The sequence below is a fragment of the Metabacillus litoralis genome (assembly GCF_020524045.1).
Lineage (GTDB): Bacteria > Bacillota > Bacilli > Bacillales > Bacillaceae > Metabacillus > Metabacillus litoralis_C.
In genome coordinates this window covers 499,552-526,125 of the sequence record NZ_JAIVKL010000002.1, presented here as the reverse complement: position 1 = coordinate 526,125, position 26,574 = coordinate 499,552, and the positions used below count along the sequence as shown (strand labels likewise).

The window sequence follows — 26,574 nt, the reverse complement described above, 5'->3', positions numbered from 1 at the left end:
GCCTGTGGGGTCTCCCTTCGACACGCTTCTCCCGCAGGAGTCTCATACCTTTCACTCCAATCAACAAAGTTAAAAATCAACCTTAAGCTTTAACATAGCCTTTATTTAAATCTCAGTTGATTGTATTAAGTTTTAAGAAATGTGGAGTGGTCTAATAACCATCTTTTATAACTTGAAGGTGGTGATTTACCTAACGTCTATTTATGTTTAGTCTATGATTGACGATTCACAATCAGCACTGTAGTAAAATAGGTTGTAGCTGTAACAAAAGCTATCATTTAATATTTATTTTCAAAAGAAAACATTAATCGTTTTACCTGTTATGATCATCATGGTTTAATAAGAATAGATAAAAATGATTGGAGTGTGGATCGATTGAATTTATATACAAGAACGGGTGACCGTGGACAAACAAGTATCATTGGTGGTCGTGTTGATAAAGATCACCTGCGAGTTGAAGCATATGGAACGATAGATGAAGCAAATAGCTTTGTTGGCCAGGCAATGACTTTGCTTACTGATTCCCGATTTGAAGACATATATAATGAATTAGAAAAAATTCAGCATGAGTTATTTGATTGTGGCGGAGATCTAGCAGTTGTTAAAGAAAAATATCCTTATAAAACAACGGAAAACATGGTCACTTTTCTAGAAGAAAGAATTGATCATTATGTAAAAGAGGCTCCTGAGTTAGAGCGTTTTATTTTACCAGGAGGAAGTCCTGGAGCGGCGGTTATTCATCTTGCAAGAACTGTTACTAGAAGAGCTGAAAGATGTACGGTCACTTTACAAAAGGAAGCTGAAATAAATAACATTGTTTTATCTTATTTAAATCGATTGTCCGACTACTTCTTTGCTATTGCTCGTGTGATTAACTACCGATTAGGTGTAAAGGATGTTGAGTATGAGCGAAGTGCACTTGTTTTTAAAAATAAACCAACTAAAAATCAAGACGATAAATAAATGAAGGAAATTATCCTCTTATCAGCTGAACATGCTGAGCTATATCGAACGATCAGGCTTGAAGCGTTGAAAAATAATCCAGAGGCCTTTGCTTCAAGTTATGAAGAAGAAGTTGAACTGGATATGATCAATTTTAAGAATAGGCTTCATTCTAGTCATTCCTATACGTTTGGAGCATGTTCTGAAAAACAGCTTGTTGGTACAGTAACATTGGTTCATGAAAGCAAAAGTAAGCTTCAGCATCGTGCGACGATTTATGCGATGTATGTTTCTTTAGAGTATCGGGGAATTGGTTTTGCTAGAGCATTGATGCAGAGGGCGATAACACATGCGAAAAACTTATCGATAATAGAGCAAATCTATTTAACTGTTGTAACAGAAAATCAACCAGCTAAAAACTTATATCAATCATTAGGTTTTCAAGTTTACGCTGAAGAAAGAAATGCGTTGAAAATACAGGATACTTATTATGATGAACAACACATGGTATGTTATCTTAATAAACCTTTAAATTAGATTATCTGATAAACACCTCCACTTTTTTTATAAGATGGGGGTTTTGTTTTGGTCTTTTTTTTGTCATGAAATATGATTGTGATGTAAATACAACCTTATCTTTTGTTATAATATGGAAAAAATAAACAAGGTTTTAAAAAATAGGTCTACGAGATTGGTAGTTTATATGGTAAAGTTAAATTTGTTATTACATATTATTACATAGTTATTACAAATTCATTTCTTAAGATAATGGTGTAACCTTACTTTTTTATAATACGACTAAATAAGAGAATGGAGGGGCATTCATGGAGGATACCTTTCAGAGAATTTATGAAAAATATCATCACGATCTTTTTCAATTTTTGTTCTATATGGTTAAAAGTCGTGAACAGGCCGAAGACTTAGTACAAGAAGTATATATACGTGTATTAAAGTCTTATGATAAATTTGAAGGTCGAAGTAGTGAAAAAACATGGTTAATTTCAATAGCAAGGCATGTTGCAATTGATTGGTTTCGTAAACAAAAAACAGTTAAACAAAGAATATTTGAAAAGTTTGATTGGGAAAAGAGTCAAATAGAGGATGAACATCAACCACTCCCTGATGAAGTTGTCCTTCAAAATGAACAAGTTCAATGGATATATAAAGCTCTTAATGGCTGCACCATAGATCAACGGACGGTTATTATTTTACGATATGTTCAAGAGCTTTCAATTACTGAGACTGCTGAGGTTCTTGGGTGGTCTGTAAGTAAAGTCAAAACAACTCAACACCGTGCGATAAAACAGCTACAAAAAGATATAAAGAGTATATCTGAGAAGGAGGTGGCTCCTATTGAAAAGACAAGAGTGGAATGAAGAAAAGCTTGAGCAGCTTTTAAAACAATTACCTCATGTTCATGATAAACAAAGTGCAGAAGATATTTATCAAAGTATTTTATATAAACAACAAAACCGCAAGAAATCAAAATCATGGATCGCTCCCACTTTTGCAACAGTTGCAGCATTGTTTATCTTCCTAATGTTTACACCATATTTGTTTCAAGAAATAACTTCTTCTTCTAATGAAGAAAAAAGTATGGATAAAGTGTCAGATACTTCAAGTGGTACAGATGAAGCTGAACTTAGAATACAAGATAATACTGCAAATAAAGAATCAAGTTTAATGCAGGAAGAATTTGCTGATTCCGAAGCTAAAGCTCTTGAAGTTAATGAGCAAGTAACCTTTGTCACACCTTCAAATGATGGAGAAGAGACGATTACAATTGGAGTAACAGATGCAAGTGGTGAGTACATTATACCGATTAGCGTAAATGCAGAATATCTTAATAAGCCACAACAAATTCAAGACATATTAGTAGAAAATTTGTTTGAGAAGATCGGACCAGTTGGCTTCGAACTACAAAACACACAAATCTTGCCACAAAAGAACCCAGAAGAACTTATCCTTAATTATACCGGAGAACCTATTTTATCTAGTTCTAAATCAGAAACAATGTACAAAGAAGCAATACAAGAAACCTTTCGTTGGCTAGGTTATAATAAAGTGAACCTCCAAACGAATGATTCAGAAGGTATTGAATTTGGTAATTCAGGCTTACAAACAGATTTAGCAATTCAAAGAAATCGAAATAAGGCTTATTATTTATATCAGTATAATGATAATACATCCAAATTACTTGTGCCTTCACCTGAATCATTTTCATCGATAAATGAAGCAATAGAAGCGATGAAAACAGGATTGCCAGACAAAAAACTACTTCCCCCGATCGTGAATCAAATGATTAACATGGTCTCATCAGAAGATGGCACCCAAATTGACATCGAATTTATTAACGGTGGTTCTTTTGAAGATAACGAGCAGAATATTATTATGCTTGAGGCGATTTTATTAACAGCTAAGGAGTTTGGCTATGAAAAAGTGAAATTCAATGGTATTGCTATCGATAAAATTGGGAATTTGGATCTTAAAAAGCCAATTGAAGTTCCTTTCTCACCTAATCCAATTAATATTAATTAAAAATATTTTGTAAACTTTGTTGTTTTTAGATCTCATTCGAAACAACTCTGTATAAAGTCTAAAGCATCTTTCTTCTATAGATTCTCCCTAAAAGAGACTCAAATTGAGTCTCTTTTTGTTGGCTGAAAAAAGTCTTGCTATAAGTCAAATGAGAGAAAGAAAAGCACCTTTTATTCCTATTATGCATGTTGCTAAAGGCTTTTGAAAATGTATACCAAAGAACCTTGTGCTTTTTTACGTATAGTTTGGCAGGTAATGTACTAAACTATTGTTGTTCTTTTTTAAGACAGCCTAACATAGACTGACGATGTGGAAAAAATAAGACGTGCTTATGAAACACCTCACTTTAGGCATGTTTAGCAAAACTATTAATTGAATTTAATCTAACTAAGCATACAAAAAGCGTTTTTCGTACAAGATGATTGAAAAGATAATCTTTCTATTTTAGAAGTGAGCTATGTTAAAGCTTAATGTTAACATTAAGCACTTTGTTGATTGGAGTGAAAGGCATGAGACTCCTGCTTAGAGAAGCGTGTCAAAGGGAGACCCCACAGGCGCGCAGCTTACGAGGAGGCTCTCGGACCGAAGAAAAAAAGGGGCCTGTTTTTTCCCGGGAAAGCGAATGCCTGTAACGGAAATCAACAACAAAGTTTAACAGAGCCTAGAAGTAAATGGCACTAAGTAAGCCATAAATAAATGAGGGGGAGTAAAATGAAAGCTAAAATAGAACAAATCATTGGAATATTAACGATCGGATTTCTAGCATGTGTTACCTTATTAAGTAGTCATAGTGCAAATGCCCAAACATACATAGAAGAATTGGAAAACCAATGGGTACAGCCTGTGGATGGTACTATTACAGACACATTTGGTACTCGTAACGGAAAACATAAAGGAATTGACATAGCTGCTCCTGAAGGTGAGGAAATTGTATCAGTTTCAGAAGGTAAAGTATCAAGATCATATTATTCAGATACATATGGCCATGTTGTTTTTATTGATCATCCAGAAGGGTATGAAACTGTTTATGCTCATTTACATAATCGTATGGTAGAAGAAGGAGATCAAGTTCAAAAAGGTCAAGTGTTAGGCATTATTGGAAATACCGGCATTTCTACAGGAACTCATTTGCATTTTGAATTACACAAAGGTGAGTGGACCTATGAAAAAGAACATGCTTTAGATCCATTGTTTGTATTTGACTTGCCTAATGATTTTGTTGTTCATTCTGATCAGAGTTTATTGAAAGACCAGGAACACAAAATAAAAGAAGAGGATTTACCAGCTATAACAGAGGAAAAGATAGTAAGTCATGAACATAATGATGTAGAAAAAAAATTAATAAAAGTAGCAAAAGGTGATACATTGTGGGATATTTCCCTAGCACACAAAGTGTCAATTGATTCTTTGAAAAAATGGAATAACCTAAAAAGCAATACGATTTATCCTAATCAAGAGCTTACTTTACATATAACAAACGACCAAAGTTATGTCGTGCAATCAGGTGATACAATTTTATCAATTGCAGAAGAATTTAGTGTAAGTCCTGAAACAATAAAAACAGTAAACCAACTTGATGATGAGACCATTTACCCACAACAAGTCTTAATTATTAATGAAAAATAAAATGAACAATTTGTGAAAATCAAAGATTTATTTATCATAAATTTGAAAACCCCTCTAATTAAAGAGGGGTTTTCAAGTTTACAGCCTATTCAAATTTTAATGCGTCACCGTCGAATTTCTCGTCAGCGATTTTAATTGAGTCTGTTGGACAGCCTTCAAATGCATCCATCATATCTTCTTCAAGTGCATCAGGAATTTCAACAATTCCTTGGTTATCATCTAAGGTAACAAATGCAATACCCTCGTCATCATAATCATAAATATCTGGTGCAGCTGCTCCACAAGCACCACAAGCTATGCATGTGTCCTTGTCTACTATTGTATATTTTGCCATTAAACAAACCTCCTGAATGTATAATACCATATCATTATATGGTAGAAATGGTTAATTGAGTGATTCCTTAACTGAAAGATATCATTCACTAATATTGTCTCCTATTTAGTATTGTAAATCGGTTTTTGGGACATTTCAATAAAAAACTCTATTGAGAATCACTATCACAATTAGGTTTACCAAGTTTTTTAAGTAACAAATAAAGAAAACAATAGATAAAACGGATGAATTTGTATAACGAACGTCCATAAATTTGTTAAAATATAAAGTGAGATCGAATATTGTCAAACATTGTAGGGTGGTATAATGAAAATTAGTTATTTCCATATCGTTTTGCTTTATTGCTTAAAACAATTTAATGGAGAAAGATCTGCCTCCGCTATTTATCATTTACTTAAAGGGAAAAAATCTTCACAAACAATTCAAGATGGGAAACTTTTTAATATTTCTCATATGTTTAGCATATTTCCTAAGCTATCTCGTGTACAAACAAATTCAGCTTGGCATGATTTGTTACAGAAAGGTTATATTGAAGAATTACCCGAAAATCAATTTCTTATAACAGAAATGGGGAAGATTGAGTTAGAGACAGCACTAGAACAGCGTCCTTTTCCTAAAGATCTTCATGGTTGGAATTACGGTGATATAGGAAGACTTTTCTGGAGACGGCTTTCACTACTAGTGCAAGTCCTTTCAAATATGGCTTATGAAAGAAAAGTGTATCTTCCTGTTACAAAAAATCAAGATGATTTGCAATGGGTTAAAATGTTTCTAAAACAAATAAAGATGGAAAAATTAGAGTTAATAAAATTACTTCATATTGAAATTTTCGAAGCTCTTAAGGTACATGATGATAAAAAAGCGGTAATTTTTGTTCGAAAACTAACTTCTAGCCAAAAAATTGGTCTGACTTTTGATCAAATTGCTGTAAAAGAAGAAGAAGATGCGCATTACATTTATTTAATGTTTTGGAGTGTGATTCATTCGTTTATATACTTTCAACAATTAAATGATAACCAATTTCCTCTGTTTAATGAAATAATTAAAGATAAATTTCAGGTGGATTTTTTAACTTCTTCCAGTCAAAAAACAAAAACCTATCTGTTACAAGGTAAAAGCATACAAGAAATCTCTAGAGTAAGAAGGTTAAAAGAAAGTACCATAGAGGACCATATTATTGAAATAACTTTACATGACAAACGTTTTCAGCCTTGGGATTTTTTGAGTGAAAGCGATTATAACATTATAAAAAAAACGATTATTGAATTAAAGACACATCAGTTGAAAAAGGTTAGAGAAGTTTTAGGAAAAACGTATAGTTATTTTCAAATTAGGCTTGTATTTGCTTTAATGGGGAGGAAAGAATGAGACAATTGTTAGAAAAAGTGCTGCAATTAAACTTCAATCTAACAGAATTTCGGACTGGACAGCTTAATATTATCGAAAACATTATTGCCCAAAACGATGTGATTGCAATGCTTCCGACTGGAGGTGGTAAATCATTATGTTATCAACTTCCAGGGTATATTCTTGACGGTCCAATATTAATTGTTTCACCTTTGTTGTCACTTATGGAAGATCAGGTTGAGCAAATCAAACAAAGAGGCGAGAAAAGTGTCATTGCTTTAAATAGCACAATACCTATAGTGAAAAGAAAATTAAATCTTGAAAGAATTAGCGAATATCGCTATATTTATGCATCACCAGAAATCCTTCAATTTGACTATGTCATAAATGCTTTAAAATCAGCAAATATTTCATTGTTTGTCGTTGATGAGGCCCATTGTATTTCCCAATGGGGACATGATTTTCGTCCAGATTACGCTAAACTGGGTGAATTAAGATGTAAACTAAATAATCCACCTTGCTTGGCATTAACAGCTACGGCAACTAAGGAAGTCATACATGATATAAAAGCTATTTTACAATTCGGTAGCGAATGCAAAGAGTTTATTTATGCTATTAATAGACCTAATATTGCCTTGGTTGTGGAAGAATTGACTTCAGTCAATGAAAAAATCAAACGAATCGTGGAGCTAGTCAGAGACCTAGAAGGGCCAGGGATAATATATTGCTCAAGTCGATTATGGACTGAGAAATTATCATTAATTTTATCAGACAGTGGGATTGATGATGTGGGATATTATCATGGTGGAATGGATCAAGAGCAACGTATCCTAATACAACAGCAATTTCTTTATAATCAACTTAAAATTGTTTGTTGTACAAATGCTTTTGGAATGGGTGTTAATAAACAAAATATTCGTTATGTCATACATTTTCATTTTCCAACACAAATTGAATCATATATGCAAGAGATAGGAAGGGCTGGACGTGACGATTTACCAAGTATTGCTATCACCTTAGTTACAGCTAGTGATTACGAAATCCCGAAGGCACTTGTTGAATCGGAATTCCCAACTTACGAAAAATTGTCTCAAACCATTTACTTTTTAGAGGAAAACAAACATATACCTGTTACTAGTGATAAACTGATCGAAATGTGTGGATTAACAGAGATTCAATGTAGATATATTGAAAATATCTATCATAGCCACTCATTAGATCCAGAAACAATGATATCGTTTATCTGGAATGAGATTGAAAAAAGAATACTGATTAAACATGATAAACTAAATACTATGTCAAAATGGATTAATACAACTGATTGTAGAAGGAAACAATTGCTAGCATATTTTGACGAGGAATTAAAAATGATCCAAGATAATTGTTGTGATTGTTGTGGAGTAAACTATGAACAGTTCATAAGTAAGAATAAGAATGTTAATAAAACCAATGTTTTTAATTGGGTCAAAGAGTTAGATGAGATTTTCCGTAGGGTGAGTGAGTAGAAATTGTATAAAAAGCAAAACGAAATCATTAAAAAGTTAACAGATAAACAAATTGTTCAAAATCTTTACTTCACACAATTTTTATTGCTTTTTCTTTCTCTTATCTTAAGTTTTATTCTTTTTGACAGGTTTGAGGATTTTCTAAATCTTTTTCAACTTAAGAATATGACAATTATTTATTACGGAATTGGCGTAGCATTGCTAGTCATTATATTAGATTCTTTGATATTTAAATATGCACCAAAGTATTTAATCGATGATGGTGGTATTAATGAGAAAATTTTTAGTAAAAGATCTATTCTTCATATTATATTTTTAACAGCACTTATTGCATTTTCAGAAGAATTATTGTTCAGAGGTGTGCTTCAAACAAATTTGGGAATATGGATAGCGAGTATAATATTCGCTATTTTACATTTTCGCTATCTTTCAAAATGGTTGTTATTTCTAATGGTTATGTCTATAAGTTTTTTATTAGGAGTTTTTTATGATATGACAGGTAGCTTATATACGACAATTATTGCGCACTTTTTAATTGATTTAGTTTTTGCTATTCAAATAAGATGGCAATATGTAAATGGGGTGAAAAATGATGAGTGAAATTGAAAAACAACGGACCGACCAAGCAGAGAATTTAAGAACAAAGATGATTGATGATTATAAAGAACAACATGGTGATTATCCACCGCGTGGTGAAGTTCATAAAAACAAGGAAAAAAAGTCCAAAATCAAATTAAAGTATCCAGTTATTAGTTTATTAGCATTGTTTTTTTGTTTAGTTCCTGTTTTGATTTTTTCATTTTATCTTTACTATAATAGTGATAGCACTAAAGCAAAAAATCAAAATGAAGAAACAGTTGGCAATGATACAGTTTATATCCCAAAAAATAATGAAGATACGACTTCAACTGATGATTCTGTTGAAGAGGTTGAAGAAACTGTATCAACTGAAAAAGAAGAACCATTGGTTGAACCTGAAACTGATCCAGAAGCTGAAACTGAAGAAAAAAAGACTGTTTCTGAAGATGTAGAAGAGAAAGTTGAGGAAACCAATGAAGTGAAGAATGATGATCCTCAACAAACCGATGACAACGATACAGGAAATAGTAATCAATCTTCTTCTGATATTCAAAAATATAGCCAAATAAAAACACATCGAGTTGGAGAAGATGATACCCTGTTTAAAATCGCAATTAAATACTATAATAGTCGGTCTGGTGAGGAAATTATTCGTCAATATAATGGATTGAATGGAAATGATATTTACGTAGGACAGACTCTAAAAATACCGATAAAATAATAATTACAGACTTCCACATTTGGTAAAACAACCTTATAATGTGGAAGATTTTTTTTGTTTTTTTGAAAAGTTTTTTTATATAAGTAAAACAATAAAAATTAAAGTGTGTCCCTTCATAAAATGAATGCAACTTTCGAAAAAAATCAACTTAAAATAAAATTCTTAAGTATTAATTTTTTAAGAAGGAAGCCTTTGATCTTTTAGCAGGGTTTGTAAAATCATATCTAATAGGACAACTTCATACAATGTAATAACTACTAGTAAAAGTGTATGAGGGGACGTGATTAAGATTGAAACGAGAATTCAGTTGTTAAAGGACCATACTGATGCTCCTACAAAAAAAATGTTAGAAAATTTAGTTGAACGAAAAAGAAAATTTGATGATTATAAAAAAAAGTGTTTTAAAGCTCAATTTATTACTTTCCTCATGTTAATGGGGTTTGTGGTCTATTTATATACGTTTCTTATAAAACCTGCTGGAGGACAAATAGAAATTGTATTTCGCTCTCTTTTTGATGGAGAAATTCATATCTTTATTGTGTTACTCATTGTTGGTGGCTATGCAACAGCCCAATTTTATAAAAAGAAGGAAGATAAAGCAGAAAAGGAATATCATAATTTAAGATGTGAGGTTATTAGAAAAAGTGCAGAATTATGGCCATTGCCAACACCATGGCAAAATCGCGATGAAGTTTTTACAATGATGAAGGAAGAATATGATATTAATTTATTTCATGAAAGCAAGTAAATTTATTAAAGTAATTTTATAAGTTGGTTTTAATGTTATAAAGAATGGGGAAAACTTGATAGGTTGAAATATTCGTGGTCAAGTCATTATCTAATAAGAAGGTCAAACATTTCATTAAGTTAGAAATGATTGGCTTTTTTGTTATATAATAGCAGAAGTGATTTTAACTATATGCTCGAAAGAGTGTTGCTAATTGACGTTTATATCTGTTAGAACCCGTGTATTATTGTTAAAAGGTCAGATCTGTATAAGAAAAGATGCCACTTGACTTTATACAGAAGATGATTCCATCAGTTTTCTTAAATCAACAAAGTTTAAAAAACAGCCTAATTATAAAACTTCATTGAATATAATGTATTTCAGAATTGAGGTGCTTTTTTGTTACTATTTTTATTTATTTGTGTTTTATTTATCGGATGCTTACTTTTGATTATGCTAAAAAAAGGAAGTGAAAATAATTTAACAACACATGTGCTTGAGTTTGACTCATTCCCAGTAAGCTTTAACTCATTAAATCTATTTTTTATTTCTGATATTCATAGGAGGATTATCTCAAAAAAATTAATTGAACAACTACGAAATCATACTGATATTATCATTATTGGTGGAGATTTAATAGAATCTGGTGTTCCCTTAGAAAGAGTTAGACAAAATATAAAACAACTAAAGGATATTGCACCTATTGCACCTATTTATTTTGTTTTTGGAAACAATGATTATGAAGTAGGCAAAGAAAATTTAGAAAAAGTGTTAAAAGATTGTGGTGTTGTTTGTCTGAATAATTCTTCCGTTACACTTACCTCTAATTTAGGTGAAAATGTCATTTTACTTGGGGTAGAGGATATGAGCAAGGATCGTGATAGATTAGATCTCGCATTAATGAATAGCTCTCAAGGCTTTAAAATATTAGTAAGTCATAATCCCGATATTTATGAAAAAATATCTAATGAAGATCAAATATCACTTATATTAAGCGGACATACACATGGTGGCCAAATACGTATTTTAGGTTTAGGAATGTATAAAAAAGGCGGGTTGCATTTGTTAAAAAAGGCAATGATGTTAATAAGCAATGGGTATGGCACAACTTTAGTCCCCCTTCGACTAGGTGCACCTGCTGAAGCCCATTTTATTCAATTAAAGAAAAAACCAAGTGAATAAGGAATTCTCTTTTGAATTTACATTGAATAAACCATGCTTAGATTAAGCATGGTTTATTCAATTGTTATACAAAGTTTACACAAAGGGAACAATTAGATATAATTTTTATACAGAGTTTTTCTAATGGGGGATATTTCTATGTCGATTCAAGAAGGCAAATATAATATTAAAGCTGTTTCCAAGATGCTAGGTATTCAAGCTGGTACACTTAGAGCGTGGGAACGTAGATATAATATGATCGCACCTATACGAAACGAATCTGGTCATCGTTTGTATTCTGAAAATCATATAAAAATTTTAAGATGGCTTATCAATAAAGTCAATAAGGGGTTTACTATTAGCCAAGCAGTTAATTTACTTGAAACAAATCCGATGTCGTTTAATGAACAAACAGAAGTGAGGGTAAAAGTAGATGAGCAAGACCGTTCATTAGATTTAATGGACGAGCTGCTTAATGCACTTTTATCATTTGATGAAAGTGGGGCACATGAGTTATTAAACAGAGCTTTTAGTCTCTATTCGGTTGATAAAGTAGTCATTGAGATACTTGGAACATTATTAGTCAAGATTGGAGATATGTGGGAAGTTGGTGAAATATCTTCAGCTCACGAACATTTTGCATCTTCTTTTTTACGCTCGCGGATTGGAATGATTTTGCATACATTACCAGTGGATGGATTATTACCGAAAGTAGTTGCAGTTTGTGGACCTGAAGAAACTCATGAGCTTGGTTTATTAATTTTCACTTTATTTCTACGTCGTAAAGGATTTGAAGTCATCTATTTAGGTGCAAGTATTGCAGAAGGTGATATTGATATAGTTTTAGACGAAGTAAAACCAGAATTCCTATTTTTATCTTGTACGTTAGTCAGAAATGTAAAGAAAACATTTGAACTTGTGGATTATTTATCAACTAAATATGCACAATTGAATATTGGTCTTGGAGGAAAAGGATTTAGTAAAATTTCAAATGAAAATTTAATACGATACCAAGCTTATATTTTAGGAGAAAATAAGGAACAATGGGGAAATTGGCTAAAGGGAAAATTAGGCATGGAGTAAATAATGCGTTTAACTTGTCTAAATTTGTCTCAAAGTGTAAACTGTAAAAAATATTAGAACCATCTCGTATAAAAATCATACAATGATTTTATATAGAGCGGTCTCACGGCAGGAGGGTATGGGATGCGGCTAGAGCGACTGAACTATGATAAAATTAAAATATTCTTAACTACAGATGATTTAAAAGATAGAGGGTTAACAAAGGAAGACCTCTGGAAAGACTCATTAAAGGTTCAACAACTATTTCGTGATATGATGGATGAAGCAAGTGTTGAATTGGGCTTTGAGGCGCATGGACCAATTGCTGTTGAAGTTTATTCACTTCATGCTCAAGGGATGGTTGTTATTGTTTCTCATAGTCAGGAAGTAACTGAATTGGATGAAGATTTTTCTGACGAATACATTGAAATGCAAGTAAAACTAGACGAAAATTTTGATGTTATATACGAATTTAATTCTTTCGAAGATATCATACAGGTATCAAATTACCTGTACAGAAAAAATGTTAAAGATGGTATGATTATATTTTATTTAGAAAAGTACTATTTGCTTCTTAACGATGATCAACCATTTAATATTGATGACTTAGTATCGGTTTTAGCTGAATATGGAAATCCATCTACTTTAACAGATCACAGATTAAAAGAATATGGAAAAGTGATAATAGAGAACAAAGCAGTGGAAGAAATTTATCGTCATTTCTGGTAATTGCTTTTAGTTTTTCTTGGCTAATTTTCATAATTTACAACATTATCTGGAATACTATACAAGAGGCAATCGAAGCTTATCGGTTGCTTTTCTTACATATTAATAACTTTCTTTTCTTAAGCTGTTTTCGTAGTTAGCTTTAAACGTTAGGAAAAAGTCGAATTATCAAATGACAAAGATGTCTTTCTGGAAGGGTGATCAGCTAAAGTTTAAATCGCATCCATTATTATGGTTTGTAGTAAAGGTTAAGCTAATTGTTAAAAGCATAATTGATACGAAATCACCTGTAAAAAATTCAAAAAGATATCATTTCTTCTTTGCATAACTCCCTTGAAAGTGTATACTAATGTCTGAAAGGTGGACATTCTTTCATTCACTGATTAGATTTAGGAGGTTAACTTTTAATGGTAGCCGAGAAAAACACCGATGCACAAAATGATAAATTAGATGTGTTAAAATCAACTCAAACGGTGATACATAATGCCCTTGATAAACTGGGGTATCCTGAAGAAGTATATGAATTGTTGAAAGAACCAATTAGATTGATGACTGTAAAAATACCCGTTAGAATGGATGATGGATCAGTAAAGATTTTTACTGGTTATCGTGCTCAACATAATGATGCAGTGGGCCCAACTAAAGGTGGTATTAGATTTCATCCTAATGTTACTGAAAGAGAAGTAAAAGCTCTTTCAATTTGGATGAGTTTAAAGTGTGGAATTGTAGATTTACCATATGGTGGAGGTAAAGGTGGCATTGTTTGTGATCCAAGAGACATGTCATTTAGAGAACTTGAGCGCCTTAGTCGTGGTTATGTAAGAGCCATTAGCCAAATTGTTGGTCCAACAAAAGATATTCCAGCACCAGATGTGTTTACAAATTCTCAAATAATGGCATGGATGATGGATGAATATAGTCGAATTGATGAGTTCAACTCACCAGGCTTTATTACAGGAAAACCATTAGTTTTAGGTGGATCACATGGTAGAGAATCTGCAACAGCAAAAGGTGTAACAATTTGTATAAGAGAAGCTGCTAAGAAAAAAGGAATTAAACTTGAAGGTGCAAAAGTAGTTGTTCAGGGGTTTGGTAATGCAGGAAGTTTCCTTTCAAAGTTCATGCATGATGCAGGAGCAATAATTGTTGGGATATCTGATGCTTACGGTGGTCTACATGATCCAAATGGCTTAGATATAGATTATTTATTAGATCGTCGAGATAGTTTTGGTACTGTCACAAAGCTTTTCAATGATACAATTACAAATCAAGAGTTACTTGAATTAGAATGTGATATTTTAGTTCCAGCCGCAATTGAAAATCAAATTACTGAAAATAATGCTGCTAATATTCGTGCTAGTATTGTTGTAGAAGCAGCTAACGGCCCTACTACACTTGAGGCGACTAAAATTCTTTCTGAACGAGGAATTTTATTAGTACCAGATGTATTAGCAAGTGCTGGTGGAGTTACTGTATCTTACTTTGAATGGGTTCAAAATAATCAAGGTTATTACTGGACAGAAGAAGAAGTTGAAGAAAAGCTTGAAACAGTAATGGTCAAATCATTTAATAATATCTATGAAACAAGTCAAAATAGACGTGTTGATATGCGTTTAGCTGCCTATATGATTGGTGTACGTAAAATGGCTGAAGCATCTAGATTTAGAGGTTGGATTTAAGTTTATTGTTTGCAAACAAAATGAAAATCTCCTATCATTTATGATAGGGGATTTTATTTTGTATAAAAAACAACTTGGTGCCTATTATAAACCGTAGATGATAATTAAAACAACAGGAGTTGGAGATTGGTGATAAAAGAAGAAACAATTATTGTTGGTGGTGGTCCTTGTGGATTATCAACAGCACTTGCATTGGAAAAGACAGGGAAAAAGCCATTAGTGATTGAAAAAGGTAATATTGTGAATGCGATTTATCATTATCCAACACATCAAACTTTTTTTAGTTCAAGTGATAAATTAGAAATAGGTGATGTGCCTTTTATAACAGAAAATCGAAAACCGTATCGTACGCAAGCTCTAGCATATTATCGAGAAGTAGTAAAAAGAAAAGGGATCCGTATTAATGCTTTTGAAAAGGTAGAAAAAATAGAAAAGAACAATTCGACTTTCATCATATATACAAATAAACAGATTTATGAAGCAAATCAAGTGGTAATTGCTACAGGTTATTATGATCATCCAAATTATATGAATATACCTGGTGAGGATTTACCAAAAGTTTATCATTACTTTAAAGAAGGACATCCATATTTTGATAAAGATGTTTTAGTTATTGGTGGGAAAAATTCAAGTGTAGATGCTGCGTTAGAATTAGTGAATTCAGGTGCAAGGGTAACTGTTATTTATAGAGGTGCTGAGTATTCTCCAAGTATCAAACCCTGGATCTTACCAGAGTTTGAAGCACTTGTTCGCAATGGAACCATAAAAATGGAATTTGAAGCAAACATGCTTGAAGTATCTCAAGAAACAGTTACATATAAAGTGAAAGATAAAATTAAAGAAATAAAAAATGATTTTGTTTTTGCAATGACAGGGTATCATCCCGATCATGATTTCTTAAGAAAAATGGGAGTTGAAATTGATTCACTTAGTGGGCGACCGATTTTTAATCCTGATACAATGGAAACTAACATAAAAGGAATATATATTGCTGGTGTTATCGCAGCAGGGAACAATGCAAATGAAATTTTTATTGAAAATGGGCGATTTCATGGTGAGCTAATATGTGAAGCAATTCAAAATAAGTAAGGTAGCTTGGACATAAGTATATAAGGTAATGATAAACCCGACTTATTAGGTGATATTTCAATTAATCTTTCGCCTAATAGATCGGGTTTTTATTTTCTATCTTGTATAGAATTTTTGATTTTGCATACTATTTTTAAGAACTAGTGGAAAGCGAATGTCTACAGTGCAATGGAAAGAACTTATTTTAACTAGTTCCTACATATGAGATTTTTTTTAGTTTAGATTTTAGTAGTTTCATATTAGCCCAAACCATAGGATGCACATCTATCCAAAAAAACTTCTAGACAGAAAAAATGTCCTCAATTTCTTTGAGATCAGTTGTTGTTTCTAAAGCAATCATTAATTTGATTCTCGCCTTTTGCCCATTCAACCCGTTACTGAATATAAAGCCAAGTTCTTTTAGATGTCTTCCGCCACCTTCATAGCCATAAATATCTTGAACAATACCGTTAAAGCATCTTGAAACAAGGACAATAGGTATGCCTCTTTTAATAAATTTTATTAAGCTAGGTAACATCATTGGAGGTAAATTACCTTGACCTAATGCTTCAATAACAAGACCATTTATCGAAAGGTGCTCTAATGCATTTATAAATTGATCATCCATTCCTGCATATGCTTTTATCAAGTAAACATTTTTGTTTAAATTTGTTACTTGTAAAGGAAGATTTAAAACTGGTTTGTGATGAAATGAAACGCCCCCTTTATTTACAAAGCCTATTGGTCCATATTGAGGACTTTGAAACGTTGCGACATTACTTGTATGTGTTTTAGTTACGTTTTTTGCTGTATGAATTTCATCATTCATAACAACTAAAACCCCCATAGCTATTGCGTGATCAGATGATGCGACATTTATAGCTGATAGTAGATTATAAAGACCATCTGATCCAAGCTCATTACTTGATCTCATGGCTCCTGTTAATACAACTGGTATATCTAGAGATAACGTTGTATCCAGGAAAAATGCTGTTTCCTCTAAAGTATCAGTTCCATGTGTTATAACTACCCCGTTCAGTTGTTGAGAAGTAGAAGTAGTTTCTATATAATTTTTTATTTCCAACATATTTATTGGTGTAATATGTGGTGATGGTAGATGGAATAATTCAGTTGTTATAAGATTTATATTTGGAATTTCTTTAATGTAATCAACAAGGGGATTTTTGTCGCCAGGTTTCACTTCACCTGTTTCATTTTCTTGCATAGAAATTGTTCCACCTGTGTGAATTAATAGTATATTTTTTTTCTGCATTATTTTTACCTCCTTGTTTCTACGAAAATCTACGAAATTAAGATTGTAGACATTTTCAATTTTACGATAACATGGTACGATAATGAAAGAAAAATCTCCTTCCAATGTTGAGAAAGTTATAGGAAATACTTGAATAATCTATTAGGATTATTATTAAGATTTCTTTGTTAATGCTATAGTGTTCATTTTCCGCTATGGTATATGAGTGTTCAAACTTGAAGCGAAAATAACCCTCACAAGTTATATAACAGAGCAAAATAAGAAAAGAGGCTTGTGAATGATTGCGATTATTTCTGCGGGCATTGCCCCAGGTCTTGCTTTATTAAGCTATTTCTACTTAAAAGATCAGTATGAATCAGAGCCAATTTATCTTGTGCTGAAATCATTCATATTTGGTGCGTTGCTAGTTTTTCCTATTATGTTTGTCCAATATGTCTTAGAAGTTGAAGGGGTTTTCACTTCAGATACTTTATATACTTTTGTGGCAGTAGGATTTTTAGAAGAGTTTTTCAAGTGGTTTGTATTATTTTTTACTATCTACCAGCATGTTCATTTTAATGAACATTATGATGGAATTGTTTATGGTGTTTCAGTTTCTTTAGGTTTTGCTACCTTAGAAAATATTTTATATCTATTAGCAAATGGAGTCGAGTATGCTTTAGGTCGAGCAATTTTACCAGTTTCTAGTCATGCATTATTTGGGGTTATTATGGGTTATTACTTAGGAAAAGGTAAATTCTCTGAAGGTAATAATCGAAAGAAATGGATCTTGTTTTCTTGGAGCCTTCCAATCTTCTTGCATACAGTTTATGACACGATCTTATTAAGTTATATGAATTGGAAATATATAATGGTTCCGTTTATGCTTTTTCTTTGGTGGTTTGCTTTACATAAGGCTAAAAAAGCTAGAGTTAATAATCTTGATTCAAGTCTACCTTAGATTTTCATGAGATGCCACCTGTAAAAACTTTTCAAAGATATATTTTCTTAGCCTCCACGAAAGATGAGTGCCTATGGTGTTCGTTGAGTTTCCTTCTCTAAGCAGGAGAGTACATTCATTAACAATTAACAAATTCTTAAAAATTAACTTTTATAAATAATATGCCTTTAAAAAGACACCCAAATTAAACAATTTATGCTGCCATGAATTGTTTAATTTGGGTGTCTTTTAATTTGTTATGAATAAAATACCAAAGTCTACAAAAAATACGTTTAAGCAATTACATCTACTTGAGGAGGCAGCAACATGAAAAACATGCGCATAATGTTGATGGTTGCAGTAGTGACTTTAACATCCTTCACATGTCAATTTCTATCACATAATGTACCTGAGGCACATGCTTTTTCAGAACAAATTATCCAAAGAGGTGCAACGGGTAGTGATGTTATTGAATTACAAGCAAGGCTTCAATATAACGGTTATTATCATGGAACAATTGATGGGGTATACGGATGGAGCACCTATTGGGCAGCTAGGAACTTCCAACATATGTTTGGATTAGAGGAAGTTGACGGTTTAGTTGGTCAAAAAACGAAAGAAATGCTTGTCAATTCTACAAAGTTTTATAAAGATTTCGTGTACGAACAAATAAATAAAGGTAGAAAATTCACTCATTATGGTGGTGTCCCATTAAGTATTCAATCAGCGCCATCAGAACAGCAAATTCAGAAAGCGAAACAAGCTGCTGAGCAAAGAAAACAACAACAAGAAAAAGATTATAAAGCACAATTAAATCAAAATCAGCAACAACAACAGCAGCAAGAACAACAAAAACAACAGCAACAACAAAAACAAAAAAATCAAGAGCAACAACAAAAACAACAAAATCAAGAGCAACAACAAAAACAACAAAATCAAGAGCAACAACAAGAACAACAAAATCAAGAGCAACAACAAGAACAACAAAATCAACAACAGCAGGAACAGCAAAATCAACAACAAGAACAACAAAATCAACAACAAGAACAACAAAATCAACAACAGCAGGAACAGCAAAATCAACAACAAGAACAACAAAATCAACAACAGCAGGAACAGCAAAATCAACAACAAGAACAACAAAATCAACAACAGCAAGAACAACAAAATCAAGGAGAAGAAAATAATCAAAAAGATTCAACAGCAGTTAACATACCGAGTGGGTTTTCACAAAATGACATAAAGCTTATGGCAAATGCTGTTTATGGTGAAGCAAGAGGAGAACCCTATATAGGACAAGTTGCTGTTGCTGCGGTGATAGTAAATCGAATTAATAGTGCAACTTTTCCTAATACAGTTTCAGGGGTCATCTTTGAGCCACGTGCATTTACAGCAGTTGCAGATGGTCAAATATGGCTTACACCAAATGAATCGGCAAAAAAAGCTGTTTTAGACGCCTTAAATGGATTTGATCCAACAGGAAATGCAGTTTACTATTTCAACCCAGATACTGCTACAAGCTCATGGATTTGGGGTAGACCACAAATTAAACGTATCGGAAAGCATATTTTCTGTGAATAGAAAGGGTGAGAACGCATGATACGTGGGATATTAATTGGGATTTTATCAATAGCTGTCATTGGGTCAAGTTATTGGGGATATAAAGAACATCAGGAGAAAAATGCGATCTTAGTTCAAGCTGAAAATAATTATCAACGTGCTTTTCATGATTTAACGTATCGAGTGGATCAATTACATGATCAAATTGGTGGTACACTAGCAATGAATACAAGAAAATCTTTATCACCAGCTCTAGCAGATGTTTGGAGGATTACCTCTGAAGCACAATCGGATGTTGGACAATTACCATTAACATTACTTCCTTTTAATAAAACGGAAGAGTTCTTAGCAGCAATTAGTGATTTTAGTTATCGAGCTGCAGTTCGTGATCTTGAAAAAGAACCATTATCCGAAAAAGAGTATGAAACACTAAAATCGATGTATTCCAAGGCAGCAGATATTCAACAAGAGCTTAGACAAGTACAAAATCTTGTTCTTGAGAATAACTTAAGATGGATGGATGTTGAGCTTGCACTGGCATCTGGTCAAAAGCAGATGGACAATACAATCATCGACGGTTTTAAAACGGTTGAGGAAAACGTGAAGACATATTCTGAATCAGAGTTTGGGGCAAGTTTGACTTCAATGAAAAAGAACCTAGGAGAAGGGTTTAATACATTAAAGGGCAAAAAAATCACTGAGCAGGAAGCGCAAAAAATTGCTAAAGAGTTTGTAGACAATGAAGTTTCTGAAATAAAAGTTACTGAAAACGGTAAGGGTGCTGACTACGGATTTTACAGTATCTCTATGCATGATAAAAGAAGTAGTGCTGATATTAATATGGATATAACAAAAAAAGGTGGCTATCCAATTTTCTTAGTACAAAATAGAGATATTAAAGAAAAGAAGATTGGGTTAAATGAAGCAACAGAAAATGCTAGAGAATTCTTAGAAGATCATGGGTTTGAAAATTTAGATCTTTTTGAAAGTGCACAATATGATAATATCGGAGTATTTTCATTTGTAACAATTGAAAATGGTGTGAGAATCTATCCAGATGCTCTTCGAATGAAAGTCGCTCTTGATAATGGAAAAGTCATTGGATTTTCAGCAAGAGATTATCTAGCTGCACATAAAAAACGAGATATTCCTAAGCCGAAAGTGTCACGTGATGAAGCGGCTAAAATGTTAAACCCAAGATTAGAGGTACAAGAAGAAAGACTATCGATTATTATGAATGAATTTAAAGAAGAAGTACTATGTTATGAGTTTTTAGGAACAATTGACAATGACACATATCGAATTTTCATTGATGCTGAAAATGGAACTGAGGAAAAAGTTGAAAAATTGAAAAATCCAGAGCCTATTTTTCAAGAAGTATAATTGGAATTATAAGACGGCTATCTCAATATTTAATGAGGTACCCGTCTTTTTTCCTATAGTTACAGAAGCCTTCTGACAAGGTTATATTAGCATAAAAAAAACGTCGCTTTAGCTTTTCTTAAAGTTTTTTTCTAAGAGATTATTGCTAATTGACGTATTTATTTGTTAGAACCAGAATCATCCTTTTTAAAATAGGCTGTAATCGCAAATTTTTTGTTGCTTTTAAATACCCTAATCAGCACTGTATTAAGTCTAGTGGCATCTTTTTTTCATATAAAGGCACCCTTATAGTGGAATACTACTGCATAGATTCTAAATTTTGGTTAAATAGCAACAATCGTTCAGAAAAGAACTTTAAAATAAGACTTTACTTGTAACTGTTGTGCTGATTTTACTAGGAAGAAATACATATTCCACTATTCATTAAATGAGTAGTTAAACTTCTATTATAAACGGTTGAGGTATAGGATAAGGTTTCATATAATGAAGCATTTGTAGGACAAAACTCTTAAAAGTAATGTCCTCTTGCACAACCCTTTCTTCCATGCTTTAATAAGAAAGAGAGCAATCAGAGAGAGTGATAATGTGATAAAAATTGGGGATGTCATAAACTTAGAAACAAAGGGATCAGTAGTTGAAAGAATGAAATGTAAGTTAGTCGAACAAAAGGGAAATAAGTTGTATTTTGATTACCCAGTAAACAGTGAAACAGGTCGAACTGCCTACTTAATGCTCGGAACAGAATTAATTGCTTCATTCGTAAATAACGAAAGTGCATATCGCTTCCATACCGAAGTAACTGGTAGAGTGAAAGAGAATATACCAATGATTTCTGTTACATATCCTGGAGATGAGCATTTAATTAGGATACAAAGGAGAGAGTATGTAAGAATTGATACTTCTCTAGATATTGCTATTCATCCAATGAATAGAGAATTTGAACCTTTTACAGCTGTTACATCAGATATCAGTGCTGGTGGAGCTGCGATTATCCTTCCAAAGACTGTAAAAGTAAAACCTAATCATGAAGTAACTATTTGGTTTTCATTACCGTTTCAAAATGAAAAAATTGAATATCTTAAATTGAAGGCTAAGATTATTCGTTTTATAGATGCAGAAAATGAACAATTTGTGAAAGCTCCAATTCAATTTATCGATCTAGATGAAGTTAAACGGCAAACAGTTATTCGTTTTTGCTTTGAACAACAAATTCTTATGCGGAGAAAAGGTCTAATAGCGGAATAAATTCTGGTTTTTTTTAGCATACTAGTAAAAAAATGCCGGAGATGACTTTCCTATGAAAAGACTCGATCGAATTTTAATAAAACTAATTATTATTCAATTTATTATATTGATATGTGCTCAAGTGTTAGTTCAGCAAAATCATATACAGCCATATCTATCAAGAGTTGTTCAGTATGAAGGTGTTAATAAAATTACAATAACAGAATGGCTGGAAACCTTCAGTCAAGGTGAATGATACTGGGATATTTCTTCTATTTCAGTTTCTTTCCACAAGATAACTAAGTATAAAATATCTACTTAGTTTCTATTATAGTGTAGTGCATCATTCTATTCGTATTTTGCACTATACTAGTAGCCATTAATTTAACCTTCTTGTGCGTGACTAAAAAGAACCAAATATGTTCACCTAAAAACATTATTATTTGATATCAAAAACTACTAGACTAAAAACCTATTTGGAGGAAACAATGAAACAAAAATTATCAGTTGCAATTGATGGGCCAGCAGCAGCAGGCAAAAGTACGGTAGCTAAAATAATTGCTGAGGATTATTCATATATTTATATTGATACAGGTGCTATGTATAGAGCACTAACATATAAGGCAATAGAGGCTGAAGTTGATTTAAAAGATGAAAATAAAGTAGCGAATATACTTTCAAAGATAAAAATAGATCTTATTCCTTCTGAAAATGGTCAAATTGTTTTAGTTAATGAAGAAAATGTAACTGAAATGATTAGAACGAATCAGGTAACAAATAATGTGTCATTTGTAGCGATGCATTCAAAGGTAAGAGAGGAAATGTTACGAAGACAACGAGACTTAGCAAATGATGGTGGAGTTGTTATGGATGGACGTGATATTGGCACACATGTATTACCAAATGCTGAATTGAAAATATTCTTAAAAGCGTCCGTAGAAGAAAGAGCCAAAAGACGTTATGATGAAAATATAAAAAAAGGATTTACGGAAGATTTAGAGAAGTTAAAAACAGAAATAGCAAATCGTGATAAATTGGATTCTGAGCGAGAAATTGCTCCACTCAAAAAAGCAGATGATGCAATTGAAATCGATACAACAAGTTTATCAATTCAAGATGTAGTGAAGAAAATAGAAGAATATATAGAAGAAAGGCTTTGATACCGTGTCATTATATCCTTTTGCTAGATCAGTTGTTGCAGGCCTCCTTAAACCTACCTATAGAATAAAAGTTGAAGGATTAGAGCATTTTCCTAAAGAAGGTTCTGTGTTGCTCTGTACCAATCATATTAGTAACTTAGATCCACCTGTAGTTGGAGTTACTGCTCCTAGAAAAGTGTTTTTTATGGCTAAAGCTGAGCTATTTAATGTTCCAGTTTTAAAGGATCTCCTTAAAAATTTTGGAACATTTCCTGTTAAACGTGGTGGGGGTGACCGTGAGGCTTTAAGAGCAGGGTTAAAAGTTTTAAAAGAAGGTCATGTTTTAGGTTTGTTTCCAGAAGGTACAAGAAGTAAAAATGGAGAGCTTGGTAAAGGCCTTCCAGGAGCAGGTTTTTTTGCACTTCGTTCGAATGCGGCAGTTGTTCCGTGTGCCATAATTGGACCTTACAAATCATTAAAGTCAATAAAAGTTGTTTATGGAAAGCCAATTGATATGGAAAAGTACCGTCAGGAAAAAATTTCTCCAGAAGAAATGACAAGTATCATCATGGACGAGATCGGAAATCTCATTAAAAAGTATAATTAATGAGAGTGTTAGTTACTTGACAAAATGAGGCATTTATTAGAAGTTTAATAATAGGGTTTATTTCATTTTATTTTAGATGAGTGCTAACTTTGTGGTAAAATGAAATCATACATATAGTTAATCAAAAGTCGCGCAGGTTTTGACAAGGAGGTAATTGAGATGGTAGAAGATTTAAATAATGTTCATGTTGAAACACCTGAAGTAGGGGATATTTTAAAGGGTATTGTTACAAAGGTGGAAGAGAAACAGGTTATTGTCGAGATAGAGAACTGTAAGCATACTGGTATCATACCAATAAGTGAGCTTTCAAGCCTTCATGTAGAAAAAGCTTCTGATGTGACAAAAGAAAATGATGAACTAGATTTAAAGGTGCTTAAAGTTGAAGATGAGGCATTAGTTCTTTCAAAGAGAGCAGTTGATGCTGAAAAAGCTTGGGATGCTTTAGAACAAAAATTTACTACAAAAGAAGTTTTTGAATCAGAAGTTAAGGACGTTGTAAAAGGCGGTCTTGTTGTTGATTTAGGAGTAAGAGGGTTTATCCCAGCATCTTTAGTAGAGGCACATTATGTAGAAGATTTCTCAGACTATATGAATAAAACTCTATCTCTTATTGTTGTAGAGTTAGATCGTGAGAAAAATAGAGTTATCCTTTCTCATCGTGCCGTTATTGAACAACAACAAAGTCAGAAAAAATCAGTTCTTTTAGAAACTGTTAAAGTTGGTTCAACGATTGAGGGGACGGTTCAAAGGTTAACTGATTTCGGTGCATTTGTTGATATTGGTGGAATTGATGGATTAGTTCATATCTCTCAATTATCACATAATCATATTGATAAACCATCAGATGTTGTTGAAGAAGGTCAAAAAGTTTCAGTGAAAGTTCTGGCAGTAGATCGTGATAATGAAAGAATATCTTTATCTATTAAAGAAACTTTACCTGGACCATGGGCTAACATTACTGAAAAAGTAAAAGTTGGTGAAGTATTAGAAGGTGCAGTGAAGCGTTTGGTTTCTTTTGGTGCATTTGTGGAAATTTTTCCTGGAGTTGAGGGGCTTGTACATATCTCTCAAATTTCACATAAACATATTGCTACTCCACAAGAAGTTCTTGATGTAAATCAAACAGTGAAAGTGAAAGTTTTAGATGTAAATGAAACTGAGCAAAGAATATCTTTAAGTATTCGTGAATTAGAGGAATCACCGAATGCAACAGCAGAAGATGTAAGTAACTATCAAGCTCAAGAAGAATCATCTTCAGGTTTTCAACTTGGTGATTTGATTGGTGATCAATTAAAAAAATTAAAATAATGGTGATAATGTGAACAAAAGAGCAGAAAGAAAAATAGAGCATATCCAGCATGCGTTGTCCACTGGACAAAAACGTTCAAATGGATTTAATGATCTAACCTTTGTTCACCAAAGCTTACCTAATTTGTCAATTTCGAATATAGATTTATCAACTACAGTAGGCGAACTTACATTAAGTTCGCCTATTTTTATAAACGCAATGACAGGTGGCGGCGGTGAAGACACTGTAATTATAAACGAAGCACTAGCTAATGCTGCGAAAGAAACAAATATCGCTATTGCTGTGGGTTCACAAATGTCAGCAATTAAAGATAATCGTGAACGACCTTCCTACGAAGTAATGCGAAGAGTAAATAAAAACGGTGTGATTTTTGCTAACTTAGGTAGTGAGGCTTCCGTCGATCAAGCAAAAGCAGCAATTAGTATGATTGAAGCAAATGCTATTCAAATTCATTTGAATGTAGTTCAAGAGCTAGTGATGCCAGAAGGTGACAGAGATTTTACAAATGCAATGAATAGAATAGAAAAAATTGTTAATGAAATTGAAGTACCGGTCATAGTAAAGGAAGTAGGTTTCGGCATGAACCGTGAAGTAGCACGTCAATTAATAGACATTGGTGTTACAGCGATAGATGTTGGAGGTTATGGTGGAACTAATTTTTCGCAAATCGAAAATAAAAGACGAAAGCAAGTGTTAAGCTATTTCGATGAGTGGGGTATAACAACTGCTGCTTCCATTGCTGAAGTAAATAGTACTGGTAAAGATATCTCAATACTAGGATCAGGTGGAATACAGACCTCACTAGATCTTGCTAAAGCTATTGCATTGGGGGCTTCTGCATCCGGTGTAGCAGGTTATTTGTTGAAGATTTTTATCGAAAAAGGCTATGATGATTTAGTTCTTGAAATAAAGAATATGTTAGAAGATTTAACTTTTATTATGACAGCATTAGGTACAAAAACAATTATTGAACTACAAAAAGCTCCAATAGTTATTGGAGGTTCGACTCACCACTGGTTAACCGAAAGAGGTATTGACACTAAAAGATTTAGTAATAGATAAACATAAAATTAAATGCTGAAAAGGCAAGTTGGTTTAAACCAACTTGCCTTTTTGTGCTATTTTTACTAAGTCTTAGTATTTAG

The 26,574-nt window shown here is 32.7% G+C and carries 26 protein-coding genes; 24 read left to right on the top strand and 2 right to left on the bottom strand.

From position 1 onward, the window contains the following. Window positions 1-375: 375 nt before the first annotated feature. The 5 genes from LC076_RS06000 to LC076_RS05980 all read left to right on the top strand — a co-directional run bounded on the left by LC076_RS06000 (window position 376) and on the right by LC076_RS05980 (window position 5,106). A complete protein-coding gene (locus LC076_RS06000; RefSeq protein WP_226666920.1) occupies window positions 376-963 on the top strand; it encodes a cob(I)yrinic acid a,c-diamide adenosyltransferase in 588 nt (195 codons plus the stop codon). Further along, the gene (locus LC076_RS05995) at window positions 964-1,479 is read left to right on the top strand and encodes a GNAT family N-acetyltransferase (protein WP_226666919.1); all 516 of its coding nucleotides are present in this window, start codon (window positions 964-966) and stop codon (window positions 1,477-1,479) included. Window positions 1,480-1,766: 287 nt separating this feature from the next. Beyond that, complete coding sequence (sigX, locus tag LC076_RS05990; protein WP_226666918.1) at window positions 1,767-2,318, top strand: RNA polymerase sigma factor SigX; 552 nt, start codon at window positions 1,767-1,769, stop codon at window positions 2,316-2,318. Then, complete coding sequence (locus LC076_RS05985; RefSeq protein WP_226666916.1) at window positions 2,296-3,480, top strand: hypothetical protein; 1,185 nt, start codon at window positions 2,296-2,298, stop codon at window positions 3,478-3,480. The genes sigX and LC076_RS05985 overlap by 23 nt, the downstream gene beginning before the upstream one ends. Before the next feature lie 711 nt (window positions 3,481-4,191). Further along, window positions 4,192-5,106, top strand: a complete 915-nt coding sequence (locus tag LC076_RS05980; RefSeq protein ID WP_226666915.1) for a M23 family metallopeptidase — start codon at window positions 4,192-4,194, stop codon at window positions 5,104-5,106. 85 nt (window positions 5,107-5,191) lie between these two features. On the opposite strand, the gene LC076_RS05975 is transcribed toward LC076_RS05980, so the two are convergent. Further along, a complete protein-coding gene (locus LC076_RS05975) occupies window positions 5,192-5,440 on the bottom strand; it encodes a ferredoxin (protein WP_146946181.1) in 249 nt (82 codons plus the stop codon). 306 nt (window positions 5,441-5,746) lie between these two features. Here LC076_RS05975 and LC076_RS05970 point away from each other — a divergent pair, with 306 nt between their 5' ends. The 10 genes from LC076_RS05970 (at window position 5,747) to LC076_RS05925 (ending at window position 16,036) form a co-directional block, all read left to right on the top strand. Continuing rightward, a complete protein-coding gene (locus LC076_RS05970) occupies window positions 5,747-6,808 on the top strand; it encodes a helix-turn-helix domain-containing protein (protein WP_226666914.1) in 1,062 nt (353 codons plus the stop codon). Next, window positions 6,805-8,292 carry a RecQ family ATP-dependent DNA helicase gene (locus LC076_RS05965; protein WP_226666913.1) on the top strand — a complete coding sequence of 496 codons (1,488 nt, stop codon included), beginning with the start codon at window positions 6,805-6,807 and terminating at the stop codon, window positions 8,290-8,292. Before LC076_RS05970 ends, LC076_RS05965 begins: the two co-directional genes overlap by 4 nt. Window positions 8,293-8,295: 3 nt before the next feature. Then, window positions 8,296-8,892 (top strand): CPBP family intramembrane glutamic endopeptidase, encoded by a 597-nt coding sequence (locus tag LC076_RS05960; protein WP_226666912.1) that lies wholly within the window; start codon window positions 8,296-8,298, stop codon window positions 8,890-8,892. Continuing rightward, window positions 8,885-9,592 (top strand): LysM peptidoglycan-binding domain-containing protein, encoded by a 708-nt coding sequence (locus tag LC076_RS05955; RefSeq protein ID WP_226666911.1) that lies wholly within the window; start codon window positions 8,885-8,887, stop codon window positions 9,590-9,592. Before LC076_RS05960 ends, LC076_RS05955 begins: the two co-directional genes overlap by 8 nt. A gap of 280 nt (window positions 9,593-9,872) precedes the next feature. Beyond that, window positions 9,873-10,340 carry a DUF2663 family protein gene (locus LC076_RS05950; protein ID WP_226666909.1) on the top strand — a complete coding sequence of 156 codons (468 nt, stop codon included), beginning with the start codon at window positions 9,873-9,875 and terminating at the stop codon, window positions 10,338-10,340. Between the two features lie 432 nt (window positions 10,341-10,772). Further along, the gene (locus tag LC076_RS05945; RefSeq protein ID WP_226666997.1) at window positions 10,773-11,501 is read left to right on the top strand and encodes a metallophosphoesterase; all 729 of its coding nucleotides are present in this window, start codon (window positions 10,773-10,775) and stop codon (window positions 11,499-11,501) included. A gap of 138 nt (window positions 11,502-11,639) precedes the next feature. Next, window positions 11,640-12,563 carry a MerR family transcriptional regulator gene (locus LC076_RS05940; RefSeq protein WP_226666908.1) on the top strand — a complete coding sequence of 308 codons (924 nt, stop codon included), beginning with the start codon at window positions 11,640-11,642 and terminating at the stop codon, window positions 12,561-12,563. A 123-nt stretch (window positions 12,564-12,686) separates the two neighbouring features. Next, on the top strand, window positions 12,687-13,271 hold the full coding sequence (locus tag LC076_RS05935) for a genetic competence negative regulator (protein WP_226666907.1): 585 nt from the start codon (window positions 12,687-12,689) through the stop codon (window positions 13,269-13,271). Window positions 13,272-13,675: 404 nt separating this feature from the next. Beyond that, a complete protein-coding gene (locus LC076_RS05930) occupies window positions 13,676-14,947 on the top strand; it encodes a Glu/Leu/Phe/Val family dehydrogenase (protein ID WP_226666906.1) in 1,272 nt (423 codons plus the stop codon). Window positions 14,948-15,076: 129 nt separating this feature from the next. Then, window positions 15,077-16,036, top strand: coding sequence for a YpdA family putative bacillithiol disulfide reductase (locus LC076_RS05925; protein WP_226666996.1), 960 nt, complete (start codon window positions 15,077-15,079; stop codon window positions 16,034-16,036). A 280-nt stretch (window positions 16,037-16,316) separates the two neighbouring features. Here LC076_RS05925 and LC076_RS05920 read toward each other — a convergent pair whose 3' ends face one another. Then, on the bottom strand, window positions 16,317-17,288 hold the full coding sequence (locus tag LC076_RS05920; protein ID WP_226666905.1) for an asparaginase: 972 nt from the start codon (window positions 17,286-17,288) through the stop codon (window positions 16,317-16,319). A 277-nt stretch (window positions 17,289-17,565) separates the two neighbouring features. Between LC076_RS05920 and prsW the strand changes: the two genes are divergently transcribed. The 9 genes from prsW (at window position 17,566) to fni (ending at window position 26,491) form a co-directional block, all read left to right on the top strand. Then, window positions 17,566-18,228, top strand: coding sequence for a glutamic-type intramembrane protease PrsW (gene prsW, locus LC076_RS05915; protein WP_226666903.1), 663 nt, complete (start codon window positions 17,566-17,568; stop codon window positions 18,226-18,228). Between the two features lie 306 nt (window positions 18,229-18,534). Continuing rightward, window positions 18,535-19,788, top strand: a complete 1,254-nt coding sequence (gene sleB, locus LC076_RS05910; protein ID WP_226666902.1) for a spore cortex-lytic enzyme — start codon at window positions 18,535-18,537, stop codon at window positions 19,786-19,788. A 15-nt stretch (window positions 19,789-19,803) separates the two neighbouring features. Next, complete coding sequence (gene ypeB, locus LC076_RS05905) at window positions 19,804-21,150, top strand: germination protein YpeB (protein ID WP_226666901.1); 1,347 nt, start codon at window positions 19,804-19,806, stop codon at window positions 21,148-21,150. Window positions 21,151-21,735: 585 nt separating this feature from the next. Further along, window positions 21,736-22,395: a flagellar brake protein gene (locus LC076_RS05900; RefSeq protein WP_226666899.1), complete on the top strand. Its 660-nt coding sequence runs from the start codon at window positions 21,736-21,738 to the stop codon at window positions 22,393-22,395. A gap of 52 nt (window positions 22,396-22,447) precedes the next feature. After that, on the top strand, window positions 22,448-22,630 hold the full coding sequence (locus LC076_RS05895; protein WP_226666898.1) for a DUF5359 family protein: 183 nt from the start codon (window positions 22,448-22,450) through the stop codon (window positions 22,628-22,630). A 232-nt stretch (window positions 22,631-22,862) separates the two neighbouring features. Then, the gene (gene cmk / locus LC076_RS05890; protein WP_226666897.1) at window positions 22,863-23,534 is read left to right on the top strand and encodes a (d)CMP kinase; all 672 of its coding nucleotides are present in this window, start codon (window positions 22,863-22,865) and stop codon (window positions 23,532-23,534) included. A gap of 4 nt (window positions 23,535-23,538) precedes the next feature. Continuing rightward, window positions 23,539-24,120 carry a lysophospholipid acyltransferase family protein gene (locus LC076_RS05885; protein WP_226666896.1) on the top strand — a complete coding sequence of 194 codons (582 nt, stop codon included), beginning with the start codon at window positions 23,539-23,541 and terminating at the stop codon, window positions 24,118-24,120. A 159-nt stretch (window positions 24,121-24,279) separates the two neighbouring features. Continuing rightward, entirely contained in the window at window positions 24,280-25,428 is a 1,149-nt protein-coding gene (gene rpsA / locus LC076_RS05880) for a 30S ribosomal protein S1 (RefSeq protein WP_226666895.1), read from the top strand. A 10-nt stretch (window positions 25,429-25,438) separates the two neighbouring features. Beyond that, window positions 25,439-26,491: a type 2 isopentenyl-diphosphate Delta-isomerase gene (gene fni, locus LC076_RS05875; protein ID WP_226666893.1), complete on the top strand. Its 1,053-nt coding sequence runs from the start codon at window positions 25,439-25,441 to the stop codon at window positions 26,489-26,491. The last annotated feature ends 83 nt before the right edge of the window (window positions 26,492-26,574 follow it).